General features: G+C 63.0%; 17 protein-coding genes. 9 read left to right on the top strand and 8 right to left on the bottom strand.

Annotated elements, in window-relative coordinates; all coding sequences use genetic code 11:
- Positions 1 to 45 precede the first annotated feature (45 nt).
- From B5526_RS17475 to B5526_RS17465, 3 genes are read right to left on the bottom strand one after another with little or no spacing between them, the layout of a single operon-like run.
- Positions 46 to 1,554, bottom strand: a complete 1,509-nt coding sequence (locus B5526_RS17475) for an MDR family MFS transporter (RefSeq protein ID WP_079539927.1) — start codon at positions 1,552 to 1,554, stop codon at positions 46 to 48.
- Positions 1,555 to 1,610: 56 nt separating this feature from the next.
- On the bottom strand, positions 1,611 to 2,780 hold the full coding sequence (locus tag B5526_RS17470; RefSeq protein ID WP_079539924.1) for an HlyD family secretion protein: 1,170 nt from the start codon (positions 2,778 to 2,780) through the stop codon (positions 1,611 to 1,613).
- Positions 2,773 to 3,255, bottom strand: a complete 483-nt coding sequence (locus B5526_RS17465) for a MarR family winged helix-turn-helix transcriptional regulator (protein ID WP_079539922.1) — start codon at positions 3,253 to 3,255, stop codon at positions 2,773 to 2,775. Before B5526_RS17465 ends, B5526_RS17470 begins: the two co-directional genes overlap by 8 nt.
- 222 nt (positions 3,256 to 3,477) lie before the next feature.
- Between B5526_RS17465 and B5526_RS17460 the strand changes: the two genes are divergently transcribed.
- The 5 genes from B5526_RS17460 to B5526_RS17440 all read left to right on the top strand — a co-directional run bounded on the left by B5526_RS17460 (position 3,478) and on the right by B5526_RS17440 (position 8,763).
- Positions 3,478 to 3,963 carry a Fur family transcriptional regulator gene (locus B5526_RS17460; RefSeq protein ID WP_079539920.1) on the top strand — a complete coding sequence of 162 codons (486 nt, stop codon included), beginning with the start codon at positions 3,478 to 3,480 and terminating at the stop codon, positions 3,961 to 3,963.
- 31 nt (positions 3,964 to 3,994) lie between these two features.
- On the top strand, positions 3,995 to 4,951 hold the full coding sequence (locus tag B5526_RS17455) for a DMT family transporter (RefSeq protein WP_079539918.1): 957 nt from the start codon (positions 3,995 to 3,997) through the stop codon (positions 4,949 to 4,951).
- A gap of 14 nt (positions 4,952 to 4,965) precedes the next feature.
- Entirely contained in the window at positions 4,966 to 6,243 is a 1,278-nt protein-coding gene (ispG, locus tag B5526_RS17450; protein ID WP_079539916.1) for a flavodoxin-dependent (E)-4-hydroxy-3-methylbut-2-enyl-diphosphate synthase, read from the top strand.
- 96 nt (positions 6,244 to 6,339) lie between these two features.
- Complete coding sequence (locus B5526_RS17445) at positions 6,340 to 7,236, top strand: TauD/TfdA dioxygenase family protein (RefSeq protein WP_079539914.1); 897 nt, start codon at positions 6,340 to 6,342, stop codon at positions 7,234 to 7,236.
- Positions 7,237 to 7,425: 189 nt separating this feature from the next.
- Positions 7,426 to 8,763, top strand: a complete 1,338-nt coding sequence (locus B5526_RS17440) for a Rieske 2Fe-2S domain-containing protein (RefSeq protein WP_079539912.1) — start codon at positions 7,426 to 7,428, stop codon at positions 8,761 to 8,763.
- 110 nt (positions 8,764 to 8,873) lie between these two features.
- Here the strand turns inward: B5526_RS17440 and B5526_RS17435 are convergent, their stop codons facing one another.
- From B5526_RS17435 to B5526_RS17425, 3 genes are all read right to left on the bottom strand, one after another.
- Entirely contained in the window at positions 8,874 to 10,478 is a 1,605-nt protein-coding gene (locus B5526_RS17435; protein WP_079539910.1) for a Na+/H+ antiporter, read from the bottom strand.
- Positions 10,479 to 10,540: 62 nt separating this feature from the next.
- Complete coding sequence (locus B5526_RS17430; RefSeq protein ID WP_079539908.1) at positions 10,541 to 10,915, bottom strand: nuclear transport factor 2 family protein; 375 nt, start codon at positions 10,913 to 10,915, stop codon at positions 10,541 to 10,543.
- Between the two features lie 143 nt (positions 10,916 to 11,058).
- The gene (locus B5526_RS17425) at positions 11,059 to 12,108 is read right to left on the bottom strand and encodes a zinc-dependent alcohol dehydrogenase family protein (RefSeq protein ID WP_079539905.1); all 1,050 of its coding nucleotides are present in this window, start codon (positions 12,106 to 12,108) and stop codon (positions 11,059 to 11,061) included.
- A 975-nt stretch (positions 12,109 to 13,083) separates the two neighbouring features.
- Here B5526_RS17425 and B5526_RS17420 point away from each other — a divergent pair.
- Positions 13,084 to 14,916, top strand: a complete 1,833-nt coding sequence (locus B5526_RS17420) for a caspase family protein (protein WP_079539903.1) — start codon at positions 13,084 to 13,086, stop codon at positions 14,914 to 14,916.
- Positions 14,917 to 15,168: 252 nt separating this feature from the next.
- Here B5526_RS17420 and B5526_RS17415 read toward each other — a convergent pair whose 3' ends face one another.
- Positions 15,169 to 15,864 (bottom strand): DUF1345 domain-containing protein, encoded by a 696-nt coding sequence (locus tag B5526_RS17415; protein WP_079539901.1) that lies wholly within the window; start codon positions 15,862 to 15,864, stop codon positions 15,169 to 15,171.
- An 8-nt stretch (positions 15,865 to 15,872) separates the two neighbouring features.
- Positions 15,873 to 16,796, bottom strand: coding sequence for a polyprenyl synthetase family protein (locus B5526_RS17410; RefSeq protein ID WP_079539899.1), 924 nt, complete (start codon positions 16,794 to 16,796; stop codon positions 15,873 to 15,875).
- Positions 16,797 to 16,994: 198 nt separating this feature from the next.
- Here B5526_RS17410 and mtgA point away from each other — a divergent pair, with 198 nt between their 5' ends.
- From mtgA to B5526_RS17395, 3 genes are all read left to right on the top strand, one after another.
- On the top strand, positions 16,995 to 17,672 hold the full coding sequence (gene mtgA / locus B5526_RS17405) for a monofunctional biosynthetic peptidoglycan transglycosylase (RefSeq protein ID WP_079539897.1): 678 nt from the start codon (positions 16,995 to 16,997) through the stop codon (positions 17,670 to 17,672).
- Between the two features lie 155 nt (positions 17,673 to 17,827).
- The gene (gene rpmF, locus B5526_RS17400; protein ID WP_027540899.1) at positions 17,828 to 18,013 is read left to right on the top strand and encodes a 50S ribosomal protein L32; all 186 of its coding nucleotides are present in this window, start codon (positions 17,828 to 17,830) and stop codon (positions 18,011 to 18,013) included.
- Positions 18,014 to 18,160: 147 nt separating this feature from the next.
- Complete coding sequence (locus tag B5526_RS17395) at positions 18,161 to 18,775, top strand: hypothetical protein (RefSeq protein ID WP_079545075.1); 615 nt, start codon at positions 18,161 to 18,163, stop codon at positions 18,773 to 18,775.
- Positions 18,776 to 19,349: the final 574 nt, after the last annotated feature.

The raw sequence follows: 19,349 nt of genomic DNA, 5'->3' as shown, positions 1-19,349 counted from the left end.
CTCTCCCCGCGCAGAGCGGGGAGAGGTTAAGAGCACCGCAACCCGCTACTCCATCACCGCATGCTCTGTCGCCTGCGCCTGCTTGCGCAGCGCGGCCTTGGTCGAGCCGATCATGATTGCCAAGGGGATCACGCACAGCGTAAACATCATCACCATCTGGTAGTCCTGCGAGAAGGCGATGATCTGCGCCTGCAAACCGACCATCACGTCCGCCAGCGCGCGGCCGGCGTCGGTGTTCATGTCGATCATGCCGCGCACGTCGGGCATCTGCATCGCATGATTGAACGGGTTGATATGCTCCGACAGCACCGCATAGACCCGCCGCGAGCCTTCAGTCAGCTGCGCGATAACGACCGAAATCCCGATGGAGGAGGCAACGTTACGCATCAGGGTCAGCATCGAGGTGCCGTCGGTGCGCAGATGATTAGGCAGCGTCAGGAACGCGACCGTGCTCAGCGGCACGAACACCAGGCCGAACCCGAACCCTTGCGCGATAGAGACGACCACGATCTCCGGCACGCTGGTCTGATCGGTCCAGGCGGTCATGTAAAACAGCGAAAAGCAGGTCAGGCCCAGGCCGCCGGCGATCAGCGTGCGCGCTTCGATATAGCGCATCAATCGCCCGACCAGCATCATCGCGACAAACGTGCCGCAGCCGCGCGTCGCCAGCAACAGGCCGGCGGTGATGATGGGATAGCCGATCACGTTCTGCAGGAATGGCGAGGACACCGCCATGGTCGAGAACAGCACCAGCCCCATCACCGCCATGAACACGCAGCCACCGACAAAATTCCGGTCCTTGAAGATCGCGAACTGGATGAACGGCTTTGAGGTCGTGAGCGAATGGGCGAAGAAATAATAGAAACCTGCGGCCGAGACGATGAATTCGCCGATGATCTCGTTGGATTCCAGCCAGCCGAGCTGCTCGCCGCGGTCGAGCGCGATCTGCAAGGACCCGATGCCGACCGCGAGCGCCGCAAAGCCGAACCAATCGAAACGCATGGTGAGATCCTTTCGGGTCTCGTCCATGAACACGAGCAAGCCAAGCACGGTGAAGATGCCGAACGGGAGGTTGACAAAAAACACCCAGTGCCAGGAATAGGTCTCGGTCAGCCAGGCGCCGAGCGAGGGCCCCATGATCGGGCCCATCATCACGCCCATGCCCCAGATCGACATCGCCTTGGCGCGCTCGTGCAGCGCATAGGAGTCGAGCATCACCGCCTGCGACAACGGCACCAGCGCCGCGCCGAACATGCCCTGCAGCAGGCGAAACAGCACCATCTGGTTGATGTCCTGCGCCAGCCCGCAGAGCACGGAAGCGATGGTAAACCCGCCGGAGCAAATGATAAAAATCCGCTTGCGCCCAAAACGATTGGCGATCCACCCCACAGGCGCGGTCATAATGGCGGCCGCGACGATGTAGGAGGTCAAGACCCAGTTGATCTGGTCCTGCGAGGCCGACAACGTGCCCTGCATATAAGGCAGCGCGACATTGGCGATGGTGGTGTCCAGCGCCTGCATGATGGTCGCGGTCATGGCGCAGATCGTCACCATGTTCCGGCGCAGGCCCGGAACGGCAATCGGCGCCGCTGCGGCCGTGCTCACGACGTCTAGTCCTCGTCCTTTGCCGCCGCGGCCGGCGTGAAGCCGAGCAGGGAAGCGAGCGAACGGCGGTGGCCGGTATCGATCGTGGTATAGGCGCTCATGCCGGCCTTCAGCTTCTTCACGTATTTGTCGTTGCTGTCGAAATAGATTCGCACCGGCACCCGCTGCACCACTTTGACAAAATTGCCGGTGGCGTTCTGCGCCGGCAGGATCGCGAATTGCGCGCCGGTGCCCGGGGAGAGCGAGCCGACGGTGCCCTTGAAGACATGGTTCGGGAAGGCATCGACGTCGATGGTGACGGGCTGCCCGACCGCGACATAGGTGAAGTCGGACTCCTTCGGATTGGCGTCGACCCACGGCTTCGAGGTGTCGATCACGGAGAATACCGGCGTTCCCGCGGCGACGAAACGGCCGAGCTGGATCTGCTCGACCTGGGTCGCGATCCCGGCCATCGGCGCGCGCATCACGGTGTGATCGAGATTGCGCTCGGCCTGCTCAAGCGCCGCCTTGGCCTGGGCATAGGGCGGGAATTGCTCGAGCGGCAAATCGGGATCGCCGAGCAATTGGGTTTTCGAGGACGAAAGCTGCTGCTTGAGGAACTGCGCCTGCGCGCTCGCGGTGACAAGCGCGGTCGCCGCATTGTCGAGGTCGAGCTGCGAGCCGAAATTGCTCTTGACGAGCGCTGACTTGCGGTCGACGTCGCGCTGCTTCAGATCGACGCCCTGCTGTGCCAGCACGAGCATGTCGCCGTAGATTTTTACGTTGGCCTTCAGATTGTCATAGCTGGTATGGGCCTGATCGAGGGTGGCCTTGGCCTGCGCCACCGCAAGCCGAAACGGCACCGGATCGATCTCGAACAGCACGTCGCCTTCGTTGACCTGCTGGCCTTCCTTCACCACGACCTTTTCGATCTTGCCCGAAATATCCGGCGTGATCAGGACTTTTTGCGCGCCGACATAGGCATCGTCGGTGGTCACGTAGCGCCCGCCATTGAGATAGAAGGTCAATCCGGCAATCACGGCGACCAGCGGCAATACCACCAGCAGCAGCATGCGGCGGTAGCGCCGCATGCCGGCCATCAAGCGGCGGCGCGGCTCCGCGGCAAGTTTGGTCCGCGGTTTTGAGGACGGATTGCCCTTCTGCTCGGCCGGGAATTTCAGGACCGGATCAGCCATAGCGCTGTTCCTTCTTCGCCGGTTCGGCCGGCGCATTTTGTATCGCGTTTCGCACGTTTTCCTTGATGACCTCGAGTTGGGCGAGCAGGCGGTGGGCGTCGGCGGGATTAATGCCTTCGAGCGCGGTCGCCGTCAGTTCAGAACGCAGCCCGCTCAGCTTGCCGAGCAGCGGCCGCGCCGCCTTGCGCAGATAGAGGCGGTTGACGCGGCGGTCGCTCTCGTCGCCGCGGCGTTCGATCCAGCCATTGTCGCAGAGCTTGTCGATCAGCCGCGTCAGCGTGATCGGCTGCATTTCCATCAGTTCCGCGAGTTCCGTCTGCTTCATGCCCTCGCTGCGTTCCACTTTCGCCAGCACCGCCCATTGCGCGCGGGTGATGCCGTAGCGCGCCGCCTGCTTGTCGGCATAGGCGCGCACCAGCCGCTGCAATTCGCCAAGCGTAAACAGGAAGTTCATATCCACGGAACCGCGGGACATCGGGGGGCGCCTCCATAAGCCTTCGATATAATAAGCTAGCTTATTAATTTTTCATGCCAGGCTAATGGGAGGCAGACCCGCGGACTAAACATGGCTTGGCGCCGAGATTCTCCGAAATCGGCCGGGATTTCGGATTGCTCGCCAAAATGCTAACAATGCTGCGCTGCAAATTTTTGCCCCGGATTCGACGGACCGGGTCCGGCGCGTTACATGATTGCAAGGATGACCCTGGCAAAGCCGACATTCCCTGCACCTGACCACGATCACGGCCGCTGCGCCGCGGACGCGCTCGATCATGCCGAGCGGGTCTGCAAGCTGCGGGCGCAGAAATTCACGCCGATCCGCCGCCAGGTGTTGCAGGCGCTGTTGTCGAGCCACCGCCCGCTCGGCGCCTATGAGGTAATCGACGAGCTTGCGAAATCGATGCCGCGGCCGGCGCCGATCACGGTCTACCGGGCGCTGGATTTCCTGATGGAAAACGGCCTCGTGCACCGCATCGAAAGCCGCAACGCCTATCTCGCCTGCGCCCATGATCATGACACAGCCGCCATGGTGGCGTTCCTGATTTGCGACGCCTGCGGCTCGGTCGGCGAGATTCCGGCCGCCCCCGTGGCGCAAAGCCTCAACGCGGCCGCCCGAGCAACGGGATTTGCGCCGAAATTGTCTGTGGTCGAGATCACAGGCACCTGCTCCCATTGCCAGAAATAACAACACGGCGTTAAGCCGGCTACGAGGGTTCATGTCATCAAAAGAAATGCGGATCAGTTCGGCCGGGCGCCCGCTCAGCCTGGGCGCCATTGCGCTGATGCTGATGCTTTGCCTCAGCTGGGGCTTTAACCAGATCGCGGTCAAGCTCGTCCTCCCCGATATTCCGCCGATGCTGCAGGCGACGATTCGCTCCGTCTGCGCGCTGCCGGTGCTGCTCTTGATCGCCCGGCTCCGCGGCGCGACGATATTTGTGCGCGACGGCACGCTTGGCGCCGGCCTGTTCGCGGGGGTGCTGTTCGGCGTCGAATTCGTATTGATCTATCGCGGCCTGCTGTTGACCTCGGCGTCGCGCGCGGTGGTGTTTCTTTACGTCGCGCCGTTCTTCGTGGCGCTCGGCTCCTATCAATTCCTCGGCGAACGAATGCGGGCGTCGCAATGGGGCGGGCTGGCGCTGAGTTTTGCGGGCGTCGCGCTCGCGATCGGGGTGCCGCAGGCCAATGTGGACGCCAACGTGCTGTTGGGCGACCTGTTGATTGTCGGCGGCGGCGCGCTGTGGGCGGCGACGACGCTGATCGCAAAGGGCACGGCACTGCGCAGGGCGCCCCCCGAAAAGGCGCTGGGATACCAGGTCGCGATGTCGATCCCGATCCTGGGCCTCGCGGCATGGCTTTCCGGCGAAACCCTGACCCGCGTTCCAGGCCCCTTGGCGGTGTCGCTGATGATCTATCAGGCGGTTTGGGTAGTCGGATTGACCTTTTTGCTGTGGTTCACGCTGGTACAGCGCTATTCCGCCAGCAAATTGTCGGCTTTTACCTTCATCACCCCTTTGTTTGGCGTCGTGGCTAGCTATTTCATCCTCCATGAGACCCTGACCCTGGCCTTCGGCGCCGCAGCGCTACTCGTGATATCAGGGCTTTACCTCGTCAATCGCCCATCCCCGGTGGTCCCGGTTCCCACTGATCCATTGCTGACTGTCACCAAAACCTGATATTTGAGACCCCCATGAACAAGCCAATCAAGCCACCGGAAGACGACGTCGCCGGCCCCAGCGCCCGGCGCAAAACCACCCAAGTCATGGTCGGCAATGTCACCGTCGGCGGCGGCGCGCCGATCGTGGTGCAGTCGATGACCAACACCGACACCGCCGATGTCGAAGGGACTGTGGCGCAGGTCGCAGCCCTTGCGCGCGCCGGCTCCGAACTGGTGCGGATCACGGTCGATCGCGACGAGGCGGCGGCAGCTGTCCCCCACATCCGCGACGGCCTGCGCAAGCGCGGCATCACCACGCCGCTGATCGGCGATTTCCATTATATCGGCCACAAGCTCTTGGCCGAATATCCGGCCTGCGCGGAGGCGCTCGACAAATACCGCATCAACCCGGGCAATGTCGGTTTCAAGAACAAGCGCGACACGCAATTCGCCGACATCATCGAGATCGCGAACAAGAACAACAAGCCGGTGCGGATCGGCGCCAATTGGGGTTCGCTCGACCAGGAACTGCTCACAAGACTGATGGAAGACAACGCCAAGTCGCCCGATCCGCTCGATGCGCGGGCGGTCACGCGGGAGGCGATGGTGCAGTCGGCGCTGTTGTCGGCCAAGCGCGCCGAGGAACTCGGCATGCCGAAGAGCCGCATCATTCTCTCGGCAAAAGTCTCCGCCGTGCAGGATCTGATCGCGGTCTATCAGGAGCTGGCGCGGCGCGCCGACTATGCGATCCACCTCGGCCTCACCGAGGCCGGCATGGGATCGAAGGGCATCGTGGCCTCGTCCGCCGCGCTCGGCATTCTCCTGCAGGACGGCATCGGCGATACCATCCGGATTTCGCTCACGCCGGAGCCCGGCGGCGATCGCACGCTGGAAGTGCAGGTCGCGCAGGAACTGCTGCAGACCATGGGCTTCCGCACCTTCGTGCCGCTGGTCGCGGCCTGCCCCGGCTGCGGCCGCACCACCTCGACCACGTTCCAGGAACTGGCGCGCTCGATCCAGGATTTCATCCGCGACGAGATGCCGAGCTGGAAGACGCAATATCCAGGGGTAGAGGCGCTCAACGTTGCGGTGATGGGCTGCATCGTCAACGGCCCCGGCGAATCCAAGCATGCCAATATCGGCATTTCGCTGCCCGGCACCGGCGAAACCCCTGCAGCGCCTGTCTTTGTCGACGGTCAGAAATTCCGCACGCTCCGCGGACCGACGATTGCCGCCGACTTCAAGGCGCTGGTGATCGATTACATTGAGCAGCGCTACGGCACCGGCGCCAAGCCAACGGCGGCGGAATAGATCTCTCCATGCGTCGTCTCCGCGAATGCGGGGAGAAGGCGTGACCCGGGGACCCATCCGCGCTACGATGGCTGCCAAGCTTTCGGGAGGAATCGGATGAGCTCGCTGGCCAGCAAGCAGGGACCGCGCTATCGGCACACCGCCGACGAGAGCGAACCCTACGAGACCATCGGCGTCGAAAAACTCACCCCCGTCATCGGCGCGGAGATATCGGGCGTCGATATCGGCAAACTCGTCTCCGAGGATGCGCGCTCCAACCGCCAGATCGACGAGATCCACCGCGCGCTCGCCGAAAATCTCGTGATCTTCTTCCGCGATCAGCACATCACGCCACAACAACATCTCGCCTTCGGACGAAAATTCGGCGAATTGCACATCCATCCCGCGGCGCCCCATGAGGGCGACGATCCGGCGCTGATGAAGATCTATGCGGATAAGGATTCGCCGCGCGTCAACGGCGAGGGCTGGCATTCGGACGTCTCCTGCGACCTCGAGCCGCCGATGGGCTCGATCCTGCACATCAAGCAATGCCCGCCGAGCGGCGGCGATACGCTGTTCGCCAACATGTATGCCGCCTATGAGTCGCTGTCGGATCGGATGAAGGCCTATCTCGACGGACTCACGGCGCTGCATGACGGCGAGCCGATCTATCGCGGGCTTTACGCCAATTACGGCGTCGCCGACCGGCCGTCTTATCCGCGCGCCGAGCATCCGGTGGTACGCACGCATCCGGTGACGGGCAAGAAGGCGCTCTATGTCAACAGCGGCTTTACCCGCCACATCAGCGGCATCCCGCGCGACGAGAGCGATGCGATCCTGAATTATCTCTACAAGCACGCGGAAAATCCGCTGTTCCAGTGCCGCTTCCGCTGGAGCGAGAACGCCATCGCGTTCTGGGACAACCGCTGCGCCCAGCACCGCGCGCTGTGGGACTACTGGCCCCATACCCGCGCCGGCACGCGGGTGACGGTCAAGGGCGAACGGCCGGTGTGATTTTGTAGGGTGGGTTAGCGCAGCGTAACCCACCATTCCCGCGAAAAGTGGTGGGTTGCGCCTTGCACCTTCGCTCGTGGAGCTGGGGCGCACGGGTCGGCTAACCCACCCTACAGACCTGCGTTGACGCGCCGCTTGGGCTGCGTCAATCTGTGCGAAAACCAACAACAAAACTTCGGAGGAACGCCCATGCTCCGCGCAGAAGACAACAAATTCCTGACCGAGAGCGGTGCGGGGACGCCGATGGGCGAGTTGCTGCGGCGCTTCTGGCTGCCGGTGTTGCTGTCGGAGGAATTGCCGGAAGCCGACGGGCCGCCGAAGAAGATAGTGGTGATGGGCGAGGAACTGCTCGCCTTCCGCGACTCTAGAGGCGTCGTCGGCGTCATCGATCAATATTGTCCGCATCGCGGCGCCAATCTCTGGCTCGGCCGCAATGAGGAATGCGGCATCCGCTGCGCCTATCACGGCTGGAAATTCGACACCGAGGGCGCTTGCGTCGACATGCCGACGTCGTACCCCGACCTCAACGCGAAAGACCTGATCCGCATCAAATCCTATCCGGTGCGCGAATGGGGCGACATGATCTGGGCCTATATGGGCCCGGCCGACGCGATGCCCGATTTGCCCGATCTGGAAATGGCGCTGGTGCCGGCCTCGCACCGCTACGTTTCCAAGAAGTGGCAGGACTGCAACTGGGTGCAGGCCATGGAAGGCTCGATCGACACCGCGCATTTTACCTTTGCGCATCTCTCGTTCGAGAAAGAAGAGAACGAAATCCTCGACATCAAGCGGCACTTCATCAGTCCACTCGCGCGCATGAATACCGATCACATGCGCTGGATCGCCGAGGACCCGCGCCCGGTGATCAAGATTAATCCGCATGACGCGGGGCTCACGATCGCGGGCGGCCGGCTCACCGGCAGCGACAACATCTACTGGCGGATCGCGCAATTTCTGATGCCGGTGCATTCCTATGCGCCGAGTGCGATGCCGGGCGAGAATATCTTTGGCCAAAGTTTTGTGCCGGTGACCGACACCAATTGCTGGATCTACACCTATGCCTGGAATCCGGAGCGGCCGCTGACGCAAGCCGAGCGCGAGGCGTATGACAGCGGCAACGGCGTGATCTCGGAGGTCGATGAGAATTATTTGCCGCTGCGCAACAAATCGAACGATTATCTGATCGATCGCAAATTGCAGAAGACAAAAAGCTACACCGGCATCAAGGGCGTCTCCGAACAGGATGCCGCGGTGCAGGACAGCCAGGGCCCGATCGCCGACCGCACCCGCGAGCATCTCGGCCCCACCGATTTGGGAATCATGCATTTTCGCAAACTGGTGATGGAAGCGGCTCGCGCGCTGCAGCAGGGGCTGGCGCCGCCGCATCTTTCGCATCAGGACCGCTATGCCGTGCGCTCGGGGGCCTGCGTGACGAATAAAGCGAAGGACCTGCCGGCGGTGATGGTGGAACGCTTTGGCGACGCGACGGGGTTTGTCGGGCGGCCGCGGATCGCGGCAGCGGAGTAGGTGTCTCCCCGTCATTGCGAGCGCAGCGAAGCAATCCATCTCACCTCTCGGGATGACGGTAGATGGATTGTTTCGTCGCTTTGCTCCTCGCAATGACGGAAGAGGCACCTTCACAACGGCAGCCTCCGTAAATCCCGATTGGCAAGACTTGCTTCCTCCAAATCGAGATCGCGTTCGATCCGGCGCCTGACCTCGTCGGTGATCTTGCCGTCGCGCAATAGCACGTGAATGAATTTCCGCTCGGCAGCGATCAGTTCGCGTGTCAGCTCCATTCCCATCGCCGAGACCTCGCGCGCGTCGGGATCGAGCGAATCGGGCAACTGATTGACGCGGACCTCGTGCCGCGCGCGCAACAGCTTTACCACCTCGTCGGACAATTCGCGGTCGTCGGTGATGGCCTCGAGCGATTTGAGCGCAGAGCCTAGCGCCTCGCGGCGCGCCGCGATTTCCTGCTCATGCTCAGCCAGATGTTCGGCGCGGCCGGCTTGGGCGACGCCGAGCCAGCGCACCACCGGCGGCAGCCCAAGTCCCAGTCCGACTAGCGTGATAAAAATAACGCCGAACGAGACGAACAGGATCAGGTCGCGGTAGGGAAAACTCTCGCCGTCCGGCAGTGCGAACGGCAGCGCCAGTGCCGCCGCCAGCGAGACGGCGCCGCGGACCCCGGTGAAGGCCACTATGAACGTCCATTGCCACGGCGGCGGCGGATCGCGTTCGCGCACGCTGCTGATCAGCCGCGGCAGATAGGTAGCGGGAAAGACCCAGGCGAAGCGCGCGATGATGATCATCACTGCGACCAGCGCGGTCGCTGTGAGGATGTCGTCCAGCGGAAACGCTTTCGATCTCTCGAACAGCGACCGCATCTGGAATCCCGTCAGCAGGAACAACATGCCCTCGATCAGATAGATCACGAGGTCCCAGAAGAAGATGCCCTGCAATCTTGTCGCCGAAGAGATCCAGAGCGGCCCGTTCCAGCTCATATAGAGGCCGCAGGCGACGGTGGAGATGACGCCGGAACCGCCGAGATGCTCGGGCACCCAATAGGCGACATAGGGCGTGATCAGCGACAGCGTGATCTCGATCTGCGGATCCCGCGCGCGGTGCCGCGCCCGCAACGATATCCAGCCCACCGCCGCGCCGAACAAGACCTCGCCGATGACGATGACGAGGAACGTGCCGGTTGCCTTGGTCAGCGAGAACGTCCCGGTCGAAATCGCGATCACCGCGAAGCGATAGAGGATCAGCGCGGTGGCGTCGTTGGCGAGCCCCTCGCCCTCGAGCACGACCAGGATGCGGCGCGGCAGTCCGAGTTTCCTGGCGATCGCGAGCGGCGCCACCACGTCGGGCGGCGAGACGATGGCGCCCAGCAAAAAACCAATGCTCCAGGGCAATCCGATCAGATAATGCGTCGCGGCCGCGACCGCGAACGCGGTGAAAATCACGCAGCCGACCGAGAGCAGGATGATCGGGCGCAGATTATATCTGAACTCGCGCCAGCTCATGGCGACGCTGGCCGAATAGATCAAGGGCGGCAGCACCACCAGGAGCACCAGTTCCGGCGGCAGCTCCAGCGACGGCATGCCCGGCACGAAGGCGAGCACGGTGCCGGCGAGCAGCAAGAGGATCGCCGGCGCGATATTGGTCCGCCGCGCCACCAGCGCGGTGCCCGCCAGCACCGCGAGCAGAATGACAAAGATCTGGAACTCGGCTTCCACGGTTTTGAAAACCTCCGCCCCTCAATTCGCGCGGAAGCGAGGGGAGGTCAATATCGCGCCCCTCACTCGCGCAAATCGTAGCGGTACGATTTCGAGACGATCTGCCAGCCGTCTTTGAGCTTCATCGCCACCAGATAGTCGGTAAAATAGCGCGGCGGCAATTGGCAGCGCACTTTGATGAAGGCGGTGGACTCATCGGAGCGGTCGATGGTGACGACAAAATCCTCGCGCGGCTTGCCCTCGGCCTTGGCGGAGGCGCGTTTGCGCACGCGACCGACCCAATCCGGCACGGTGAGGACTTGCAATTCGCCTTTCTCCAGCCAGCGCAGATCGGCGGAGGGGTGGAAGATGGCGCCTAACTTGTCGGCGTCGCCTTCGTAGAGCGCGTCGAAGTAGTGTTGGACGACGGCTTCGACGGTGGAACGATCGGGATTCATGTTGTTGTCTCCTGCTTGCGTAAATTTAGCCCCTCATGGTGAGGAGCGCGTCTTCGCGCGTCTCGAACCATGAGGCCAGAGTGGAACCCGTGGCCATCCTTCGAGACGCGCGCAAGGCGCGCTCCTCAGGATGAGGGAAGTGATCACATCAAAAACACGCCCTTGCCGTCGACCTGCTTGTCGAACAGTTGATAGGCTTCCTCCGCCTGGTCGAGGGTCCAGCGATGCGTGAACAGTTTGTCGACGTCGATGCCGCGCTCGACCGAGAACCGCGCGCAGTCGGCCTGGATGATATTGGAAAACGTCCACGACGCCACCAGGGTCAATTGTCTTCGCAACAAATGCGGGCTGACGTCGATATGGACCTCGCCGCCTTCGCCGACAAAACACATCGTACCCCACACTTTTGTCGAGCGTATGGCATTCACTCGCGCGTCCGGATTGCTCGAGGTGTCGAGCGTCAAATCAGCGTAGCGGCCGTGGGTGAGATCCTTGATGGCGGCGACCGGATCGTTCGAGCCGGGATTTATTACATGATCGGCGCCGAATGCTTTTGCGCGCTCCAGTCGCTGCGGGCTGATGTCGAGCGCGATCACTTTGGCGCCCATCGCCTTGGCATATTGCGTGGCCGCCAGTCCCACCGGCCCCTGGCCGAAAATCGCGATGGTGTCGTTGCCGGAAAGATTCATCCTTCGCAGCGCGCTATAGGCGGTGCCGGAACCGCAGGCGATCGCCGCGCCCGCGCTGAATGAAAGTTCGTCGGGCAGCGGCACCAGTGTGTTGGCGGGCACCTTGAGATAATTCGCATGCCCGCCATGGGCATTGTTGCCATAGACTTTTACGGGCACCTCCTGGCAGAGCTGTTGCCAGCCGGCGCGGCAATGGTTGCACTGGGTGCAGCCCTGATAATGATGCACCATCACGCGCTGGCCGACCCGTGCTTCCTTGGCATCGACCGCGGTGCCGACCGCGACCACCACGCCGCACGGCTCATGCCCGGCGATCACAGGGCCCTCGGGCACGGGAATGCCGGTCGCGCGCGCCTGCCCCTTGGGCCGGCGATATTGATGCAAATCGCTGCCGCACATCCCCGACGCCTTCATCTCGATCACCACATCATGGGCATCGGGCGTTGGATCGTCGAACCGCATCAGCTCCAGTCCACGTTCGCCCGTGAAAACAATCCCGCGCATGGTTTCCTCCCGTTTTGTTCTTGTTGGTGGGAGGAGAATTTGATCGCAAAATGCGCGGTTGGCAAAGGGGAAACGCATGCGATTTTTTGCGCACCGTCATTGCGAGGAGCGAAGCGACGAAGCAATCCAGCTTTCTGCGTCGCGAAGGGGAAGCTCGCAATGACGGCAAAAAGCGATCTCGCGGCGCGATGCGCCCGAGGTTTGCGCTATCTTTCACCCTCCTGGAAAGTAGAGGGCGCAGGGAAAGCCGGGTGCGCGCTGCACCCGCGGTCTCGCGTGCAAAATGCAGATAGAAAACGCACACGAGCATACAGGTTCAGCGGAGGCAATCCGGCCTTCCCTGCACGGTGGTTTACGGCTTATTTCGTGCTCTCCCCGGCGACCGGGCTCTTTTGCCACCGTCATCCGCGGAAGTATCTTCCGCGAACTTGACACCAGCGTCGGGGTGTCAGGACCACACGACTTCGCCGTCCGCCTTCGTGCCGTTCGTCAATGGCACTATCAGCGTCCACCGCATCCCATCCCGCGTTCGTGACGACCGCGAAGCGCCCCTCGAGTGGGACGAGACGGTGATAGTTTTAGAAGTGATTTGGGTCAGACGCGAAGCAGAATATTTTTGCGAAGGGGGCTGGACAGGTTTTTGCTGATTTGCCCGTCGGGCAGATTTGTAGGGCGGGTTAGCGTAGCGTAACCCGCCGCTCCGCCGACGTGGCGGAGAGATGGTGGGTTACGCTTCCGCCTTCGCTCTTCGAGCTACGGCGGACGCTAACCCACCCTACGATTTGGCGGCCGATCGCAAAAAACGTGATTGCAAAAGTCCGAACCCTTGGCGCGCGCACGCGACTAGCGAGAGAGAAGTTTTATCCCCTGCCCGCCGAACTCGGCCCGCTTTCGTGATCTGCCTCACAAGGGCCGGCCGCAGACTTCTGGTAAGCATGCTCCTGTGCTAAAACGGCTCGTAGTTCCGGAGGCGTCATGATGAAATCGCCTGGATTTCTAAAATGGCCGGGATTTTTGCTTGCCGCGGCGCTGTTGCTGTTGTGCGAGCCGGCGCACGCCGAGAAGCGGGTGGCGCTGGTGCTGGCGAATTCCGCCTACCAGAACGTGCCGCAGCTTTCCAATCCGGCCAATGACGGCGCCCTGATCGCGGCGACGCTGAAGGAGGCCGGTTTCGATGTCGTCGATTCCCGCCACGATATGCCGGCGCTCGAGATGCGCCGCGCGCTGCGCGACTTTGCCGACAGCGCGCGCGATGCCGATATCGCGGTGATCTATTATGCCGGCCACGGCATGGAGGTCGACGGCACCAATTATCTGATTCCGGTGGACGCAAAGCTCGAGCGCGACACCGATGTTTTCGACGAGGCCTTGTCGCTGGATCGCATCCTGGTGGCCGCCGAACCCGCAAAACAGCTTCGGCTCGTCATCCTCGACGCCTGCCGCGACAATCCGTTTGCCAAGAGCATGAAGAAGACCGTGGCCTTGCGTTCGATCGGACGCGGTCTTGCGCAAATCGAGCCGACCAGTCCGAACACGCTGATCGCCTATTCCGCCAAGGCCGGTTCGACCGCAATGGATGGCGATGCGAAGAACAGCCCATTCACCATCGCACTGGCAAAACACATCACGACGCCGGGGCTCGATGTGCGCAAGGCGTTTGGCTTCGTCCGCGACGACGTGCTGAAGGTGACCGGCAACCGGCAGGAGCCGTTTGTCTATGGCTCGCTCGGCGGCAACGACGTGCCGCTGGTGCCGGCCAAGATCTTGCCATCTGCCGCTGCGCCCGCCGCACCGGCGCTTAGTCCGCAGGCGGAGGTTCGCCGCGATTACGAGCTGGCGCTGCAGATCGGCAACATGGACGCGATGAACGCCTTCCTCGCCCAGCATCCGGACGGCTTTTACGCGAACCTTGCCAAGATCCAGCTCGACAAGATTGCCGCCGAGGAAGCGCATGCGGCGGCGATCGAAAAGGCGCGACTGGCCGAGCAGGAGCGGGCGCGGCTTGCCGCAGCGGGCGCGCAGGCATCGCAGCAGGCGAAGGCCGACGCCGACGCCAAGGCCGCCGAGCAGGCCCGGATTGCCGCCGAGAAGGCAAAACAGGCCGCGGTGGAGCAGGCCGCCGATGCCGAGCGCAAGCGCGCCGACAAGGCTCCCGGCACGGCTGTTGTCGCAGATAACGCTCCCGCCGACAGGACCACATCTGCTCCGCCTGCGGCTGCTCAGAAGGCCCCGGATGAGAAAGCGACCAACCTCGCATCCCTGACTCCATCGCAGCCCGACGTGACAAAATCGGTGCAGGCGGAGCTCCGCCGCGTGGGCTGCCTCACCAGCGAGACCGACGGCCAATGGAACGCGGCGTCGCAGCGTTCGCTGAGCCTGTTCAACCGCTACGCCGGCACCAAATTCGACGTGAAAGTCGCTTCCACGGACGCGCTCGACGCGATCAAGCTAAAGCCAGCGCGGGTCTGCCCACTGGTTTGCGATCACGGCTTTAGGGCCGACGGCGACCATTGCAGCAAGATCGTCTGCGCCGATGGCTCGTTCCTCAATGACGACAATGAATGCGAGAAGCGGCGCGCCAAGACGCCGGTTGCGAGCCGCGATTCCAACGATCGCCCCGATCGCGCGGCGCGGGAGCGGCCGAAGCCACAAGCCGGCGCGGCCCGATCGCAGGCGTCCTCCGGCCAGATCGTGTGCGACCGCGGCGGCTGCCGTCCGGTCGACCGGGGATGTCACCTCGAATACCGAACGACCGCGCAGGGCGGGCCGTATGAAGGCGGCGGCGGCAATGTGCAGATTTGCAGATAGCTGTCATTCCGGGGCACGCGAAGCGTGAACCCGGAATCTCGAGATTCCGGGTTCGATGCTTCGCATCGCCCCGGAATGACGTCCCCGCGATGGTGGCTCAGCTCTCTCAACGTCATTGCGAGGAGCGAAGCGACGAAGCAATCCAGCTTCGTTCGAGCGGTGAAAATGGATTGCTTCGCGGAGCCTGTCATCGGGCGGCGCTTCGCGCCGACCCGTTGGCTCGCAATGACGGCTGGGGCGTCAGCACGAAAATCAAATCGCACTCGCGGCGATATTCACCATCAGCGCCACTAGCGCGGTATTGAAGACAAACGAGATGATGCCGTGCACGGTGGCGGTGCGGCGGATGGTCTTGTCGGTGATGCCGACGTCGGAGACCTGCGCGGTCATGCCGATCACGAACGAGAAATACACAAAATCCCAGTAGTCGGCGTGATCCTGGACGTCGCCACTCGGAAACTGCAGGCCGCCGGGCTTGGCGCCGCGGTAATAATCATGGGCGTAATGCAGCGCGAAGGCCGTGTGCACGGCGCCCCAGGACAGCGCGATGGTGCCGGTCGCGAGCAACAGTCCCGGCGCGCTGCGATGGGTGCCGGCGAGCTCGAACACGATCGCGGCGATACTGGCGAACGCGCCGAGCACGGTCATCACCGGGATCAGGAAGCGGCCGTCGTCCTGCAGCACCGCGTTGCGCCGGATAAGCCGCAGCCCGCTGCGATACATCATGAAATAGACCAGAGCCAGATACAGCGCGACGAAGATGTCCCAGGCGATCAAAAGCCGCGTCACCAGGCGCAGCGAGGCCTCCGGCAGCACGAAGAACGCCGCAAACCCCGTCACCATCGCTATGAACGTGCGCGGCCGCGCATAGATCAAGCGCAGCGGCTTGGACATTTTCCGGAAGCGGACAAGGCGACGGTCGGGGGTCTCCTTGTCCGCTATCGGCATCGGCGTCTTCAATTCTTGCGGTCGGCGACAAACCGCGCGGCCGCCCGCAGCACCTCGCCCTTGGCGCCGAAGATCGAAAGCGCGGAATCCGCTTTGCCGAGGAGATCACGGACACGCTGTTTGGCGCCCTCGATTCCTAGTTGAGTGACAAACGTGGTTTTGCCCAGCACTGCGTCCTGGCCGGTGTTCTTGCCGAGCGCGGTAGCATCGCCCTCGACGTCGAGCAAATCATCGGCGATCTGGAAGGCTTCGCCGAGCGCGCGGCCGTAATCGTCGAGCGCCTGATATTGTTCTTTCGTGGATTGACCGAGGATCGCGCCGGCGATGCAGCCAAAGCGCAACAGCGCGCCGGTCTTCATCTGCTGCAGCCGGGCGACGTCGACCGGCTCGCGGTCGCCGAACCGGCCCTCTCCGGCAAGATCCAGCATCTGGCCGCCGACCATGCCGCCAATGCCCGAGGCCCGCGCCAGCGCGCGGGTCAGGAGAAGCCGTACGGTCGGGTTTTCGTGGATCTCGTCTCGCGTGATGATGTCGAAAGCGAGCGTCAATAACCCATCGCCGGCGAGGATCGCGGTGGCGTCGTCGGTCTGCTTGTGCAGCGTGGGGCGGCCGCGGCGCAAATCGCTGTTGTCCATCGCCGGCAAATCGTCATGCACCAGCGAATAGCAGTGGATGCATTCGAGCGCGGCACCGGCTAGAAGTGCGGCCTGGCGCGGCACGCCGAACACGGCCGAGCTTTCCACCACCAGAAACGGCCGCAGCCGTTTTCCGCCGTTGAGGCTCGAATAACGCATGGCGTCCATCAGCCGCTTCGGCCGCGCGATCTCGTCCGGCAGCAATGCGTCGGATAACAGCCGGCCCAACAGCGCCTCGGTATCCTCCGCGGTCTGGTCCAGCCGCTTGGTAAAATCGGTTAATGCAGTCGCAGTCATCAAACAAAGCTCCACGGCAAATTGGAGAGGCCAATTTGGCCGGACAATCCTTTATGGCACCGGCTTCGTCAATTGCGTGAGGGGGATCACGGCGCCTTAAAAGCGCTGGAAAAGTAAGGAATTATGATGAACACGTCATTTTAGGCCCGGCCCTTTCATCGACCCCATCGGCGGTTTTCCAAAACCAGAAATAATCATTTGCGCATTGTCCGAACGTTGCTGCTGATTTTGCTGGTCGCGCTGCTGGTGCCCTATCTCCTGACACCGTTCTATCGCACCGGCCATCCGGTCTCGGCCCTGATGGCCTGGCGCACGCTGACGGGTGCTTCCGTGTCGCGGCAATGGATCGATCTTGCGGCGATGTCGCCGTCGCTGCCGCGCTCGGTGGTCGCAGCCGAGGACGCCAAATTCTGCAGCCATCACGGCATCGACTGGGATGCGCTGCACGAGGTGATCGACGATGCGGAGGAGGGCGAGGTGAGGCGGGGCGGCTCGACCATCACCCAGCAGGTGGCGAAAAACCTGTTTCTGTGGCCGGGCCGCAGCGTGGTCCGCAAAGCGCTCGAGCTGCCGCTGGCGCTGTGGATCGACCGGGTGTTGCCGAAGCCGCGGATCCTCGAAATCTATCTCAATATCGCCGAGCTTGGCCCCTCCGGCCAGTTCGGCGCCCAATCCGGCGCGACCTACGCGTTCGGGCATCCGGCGTCCGCGCTGTCGCCGCGCGAGGCGGCGCTGCTGGCGGCCATCCTGCCCAATCCGGTCAAGCGCAGCGCCCGCAATCCCGGCCCCGGGGTGCGGCGTCTGGCCGGAACCTATATGGCGCGGGCGCAGGCTTCCGAATTGCAACGGTGCTGGAGTGAAAATCGCGCTTTTTGAGCCAATTTGGGCCGTTTTGGGCGCCGGCCACCCTAGCTTTGCGAGTGTCCATCCTCTATAAGCGCGGCCTTATCGGCATCAGAGCCCGCGCCAAAAGCGCGTCCGCCGTCCATTTTCGGACGATGCCTTACCGAAACACCCCTAGAGGACCTGTTATGGCCGTTCCCAGAAGAAAAACATCGCCGTCGCGGCGTGGCATGCGCCGCTCGGCAGACGCCTTGAAGAAGCCGACCTATGCCGAGGACAAGGATTCCGGCGAATTGCGCCGCCCGCATCACCTCGATCTGAAGACCGGCATGTACAAGGGCCGTCAGGTCCTGAAGGCCAAGAAGGAATCCTGAGCGGGATACGAGGCCGAAAGGCACGATCGGCAATGCCTGCCTGAATTCGGCCAACGAGTGAGGTAAGACGGCTTCCTGCGGTGTAACCAAGGGGCCGTCTAAAAGCGCCTTGGTTCTTGCTTGAAAAAGAAGGCCTCGCCGATGTCCATGGTCGGTTTCCCGCTGCTTCTGATCCCGCTCGCGATCTACAACATCATCGTCTTTTTGATGCCCAGCGTCTCATTGGCCGATCCGGTGCTGAAGCTGACCTTGATGTCGGGCACCGAATGGCCGGTGACATTGTCCGACATGCTGCTGGCGCTCGGCATCGTGTTGCTGTTGTTCGAAATCATCAAGGGCGCGCGTCCCGGCGCGAAATTTCTCACCGACCATCTGTTGTCGCTGATCATATTCGGGGCTGCGGCGGCGGAGTTTGTGCTGTGGCCGCGGTTCGGCACCTCGACCTATTTCCTGCTGGCATTGCTGGCGATGGCGGATTTCCTCTCCGGCATCACGTTGCGCGCGCGGCGCGGCATGGCACCGGCGGTCTCCGGGCGCGCGGCAAGGGTGCCGATGGAGGCGCCCGAGCCTCAGTTCGAGCCGGTGCCGAAGCCATCGGCTCCGGTGGCGGCTCCGGCGCCTGCACCCGCGCCGGTCGAACCCATCCAGCCGAAAGTTACTCCTGCGGACGCCGCATCCGCCGCGCCCTCGCCGGTGGTCGCCTCTCCGGAGTTGCAGCCCGGCAACGGCGCGCCGTCCGCACCGGACACGCCGCCGCGCTAGCAACAGCCGTGGCCTCGTGGTTCGAGACGCGCGGCTCTGCCGCGCTCCTCACCATGAGGGTCTCGAAGGCCTCATCCTGAGGAGCGGCCTCTTGGCCGCGTCTCGAAGGCCTCATCCTGAGGAGCGGCCTCTTGGCCGCGTCTCGAAGACCTCATCCTGAGGAGCGGCCTCTTGGCCGCGTCTCGAAGACCTCATCCTGAGGAGCGGCCTCTTGGCCGCGTCTCGAAGACCTCATCCTGAGGAGCGGCCTCTTGGCCGCGTCTCGAAGACCTCATCCTGAGGAGCGGCCTCTTGGCCGCGTCTCGAAGACCTCATCCTGAGGAGCGGCCTCTTGGCCGCGTCTCGAAGGCCTCATCCTGAGGAGCGGCCTCTTGGCCGCGTCTCGAAGACCTCATCCTGAGGAGCGGCCTCTTGGCCGCGTCTCGAAGGCCTCATCCTGAGGAGCGGCCTCTTGGCCGCGTCTCGAAGGCCTCATCCTGAGGAGCGGCCTCTTGGCCGCGTCTCGAAGGCCTCATCCTGAGGAGCGGCCTCTTGGCCGCGTCTCGAAGGCCTCATCCTGAGGAGCGGCCTCTTG

It is taken from the genome of Bradyrhizobium lablabi (assembly GCF_900141755.1).
Lineage (GTDB): Bacteria > Pseudomonadota > Alphaproteobacteria > Rhizobiales > Xanthobacteraceae > Bradyrhizobium > Bradyrhizobium lablabi_A.
The sequence above is the reverse complement of the archived record's forward strand: the minus strand, read 5'-3'. Positions and strand labels throughout refer to the sequence as shown.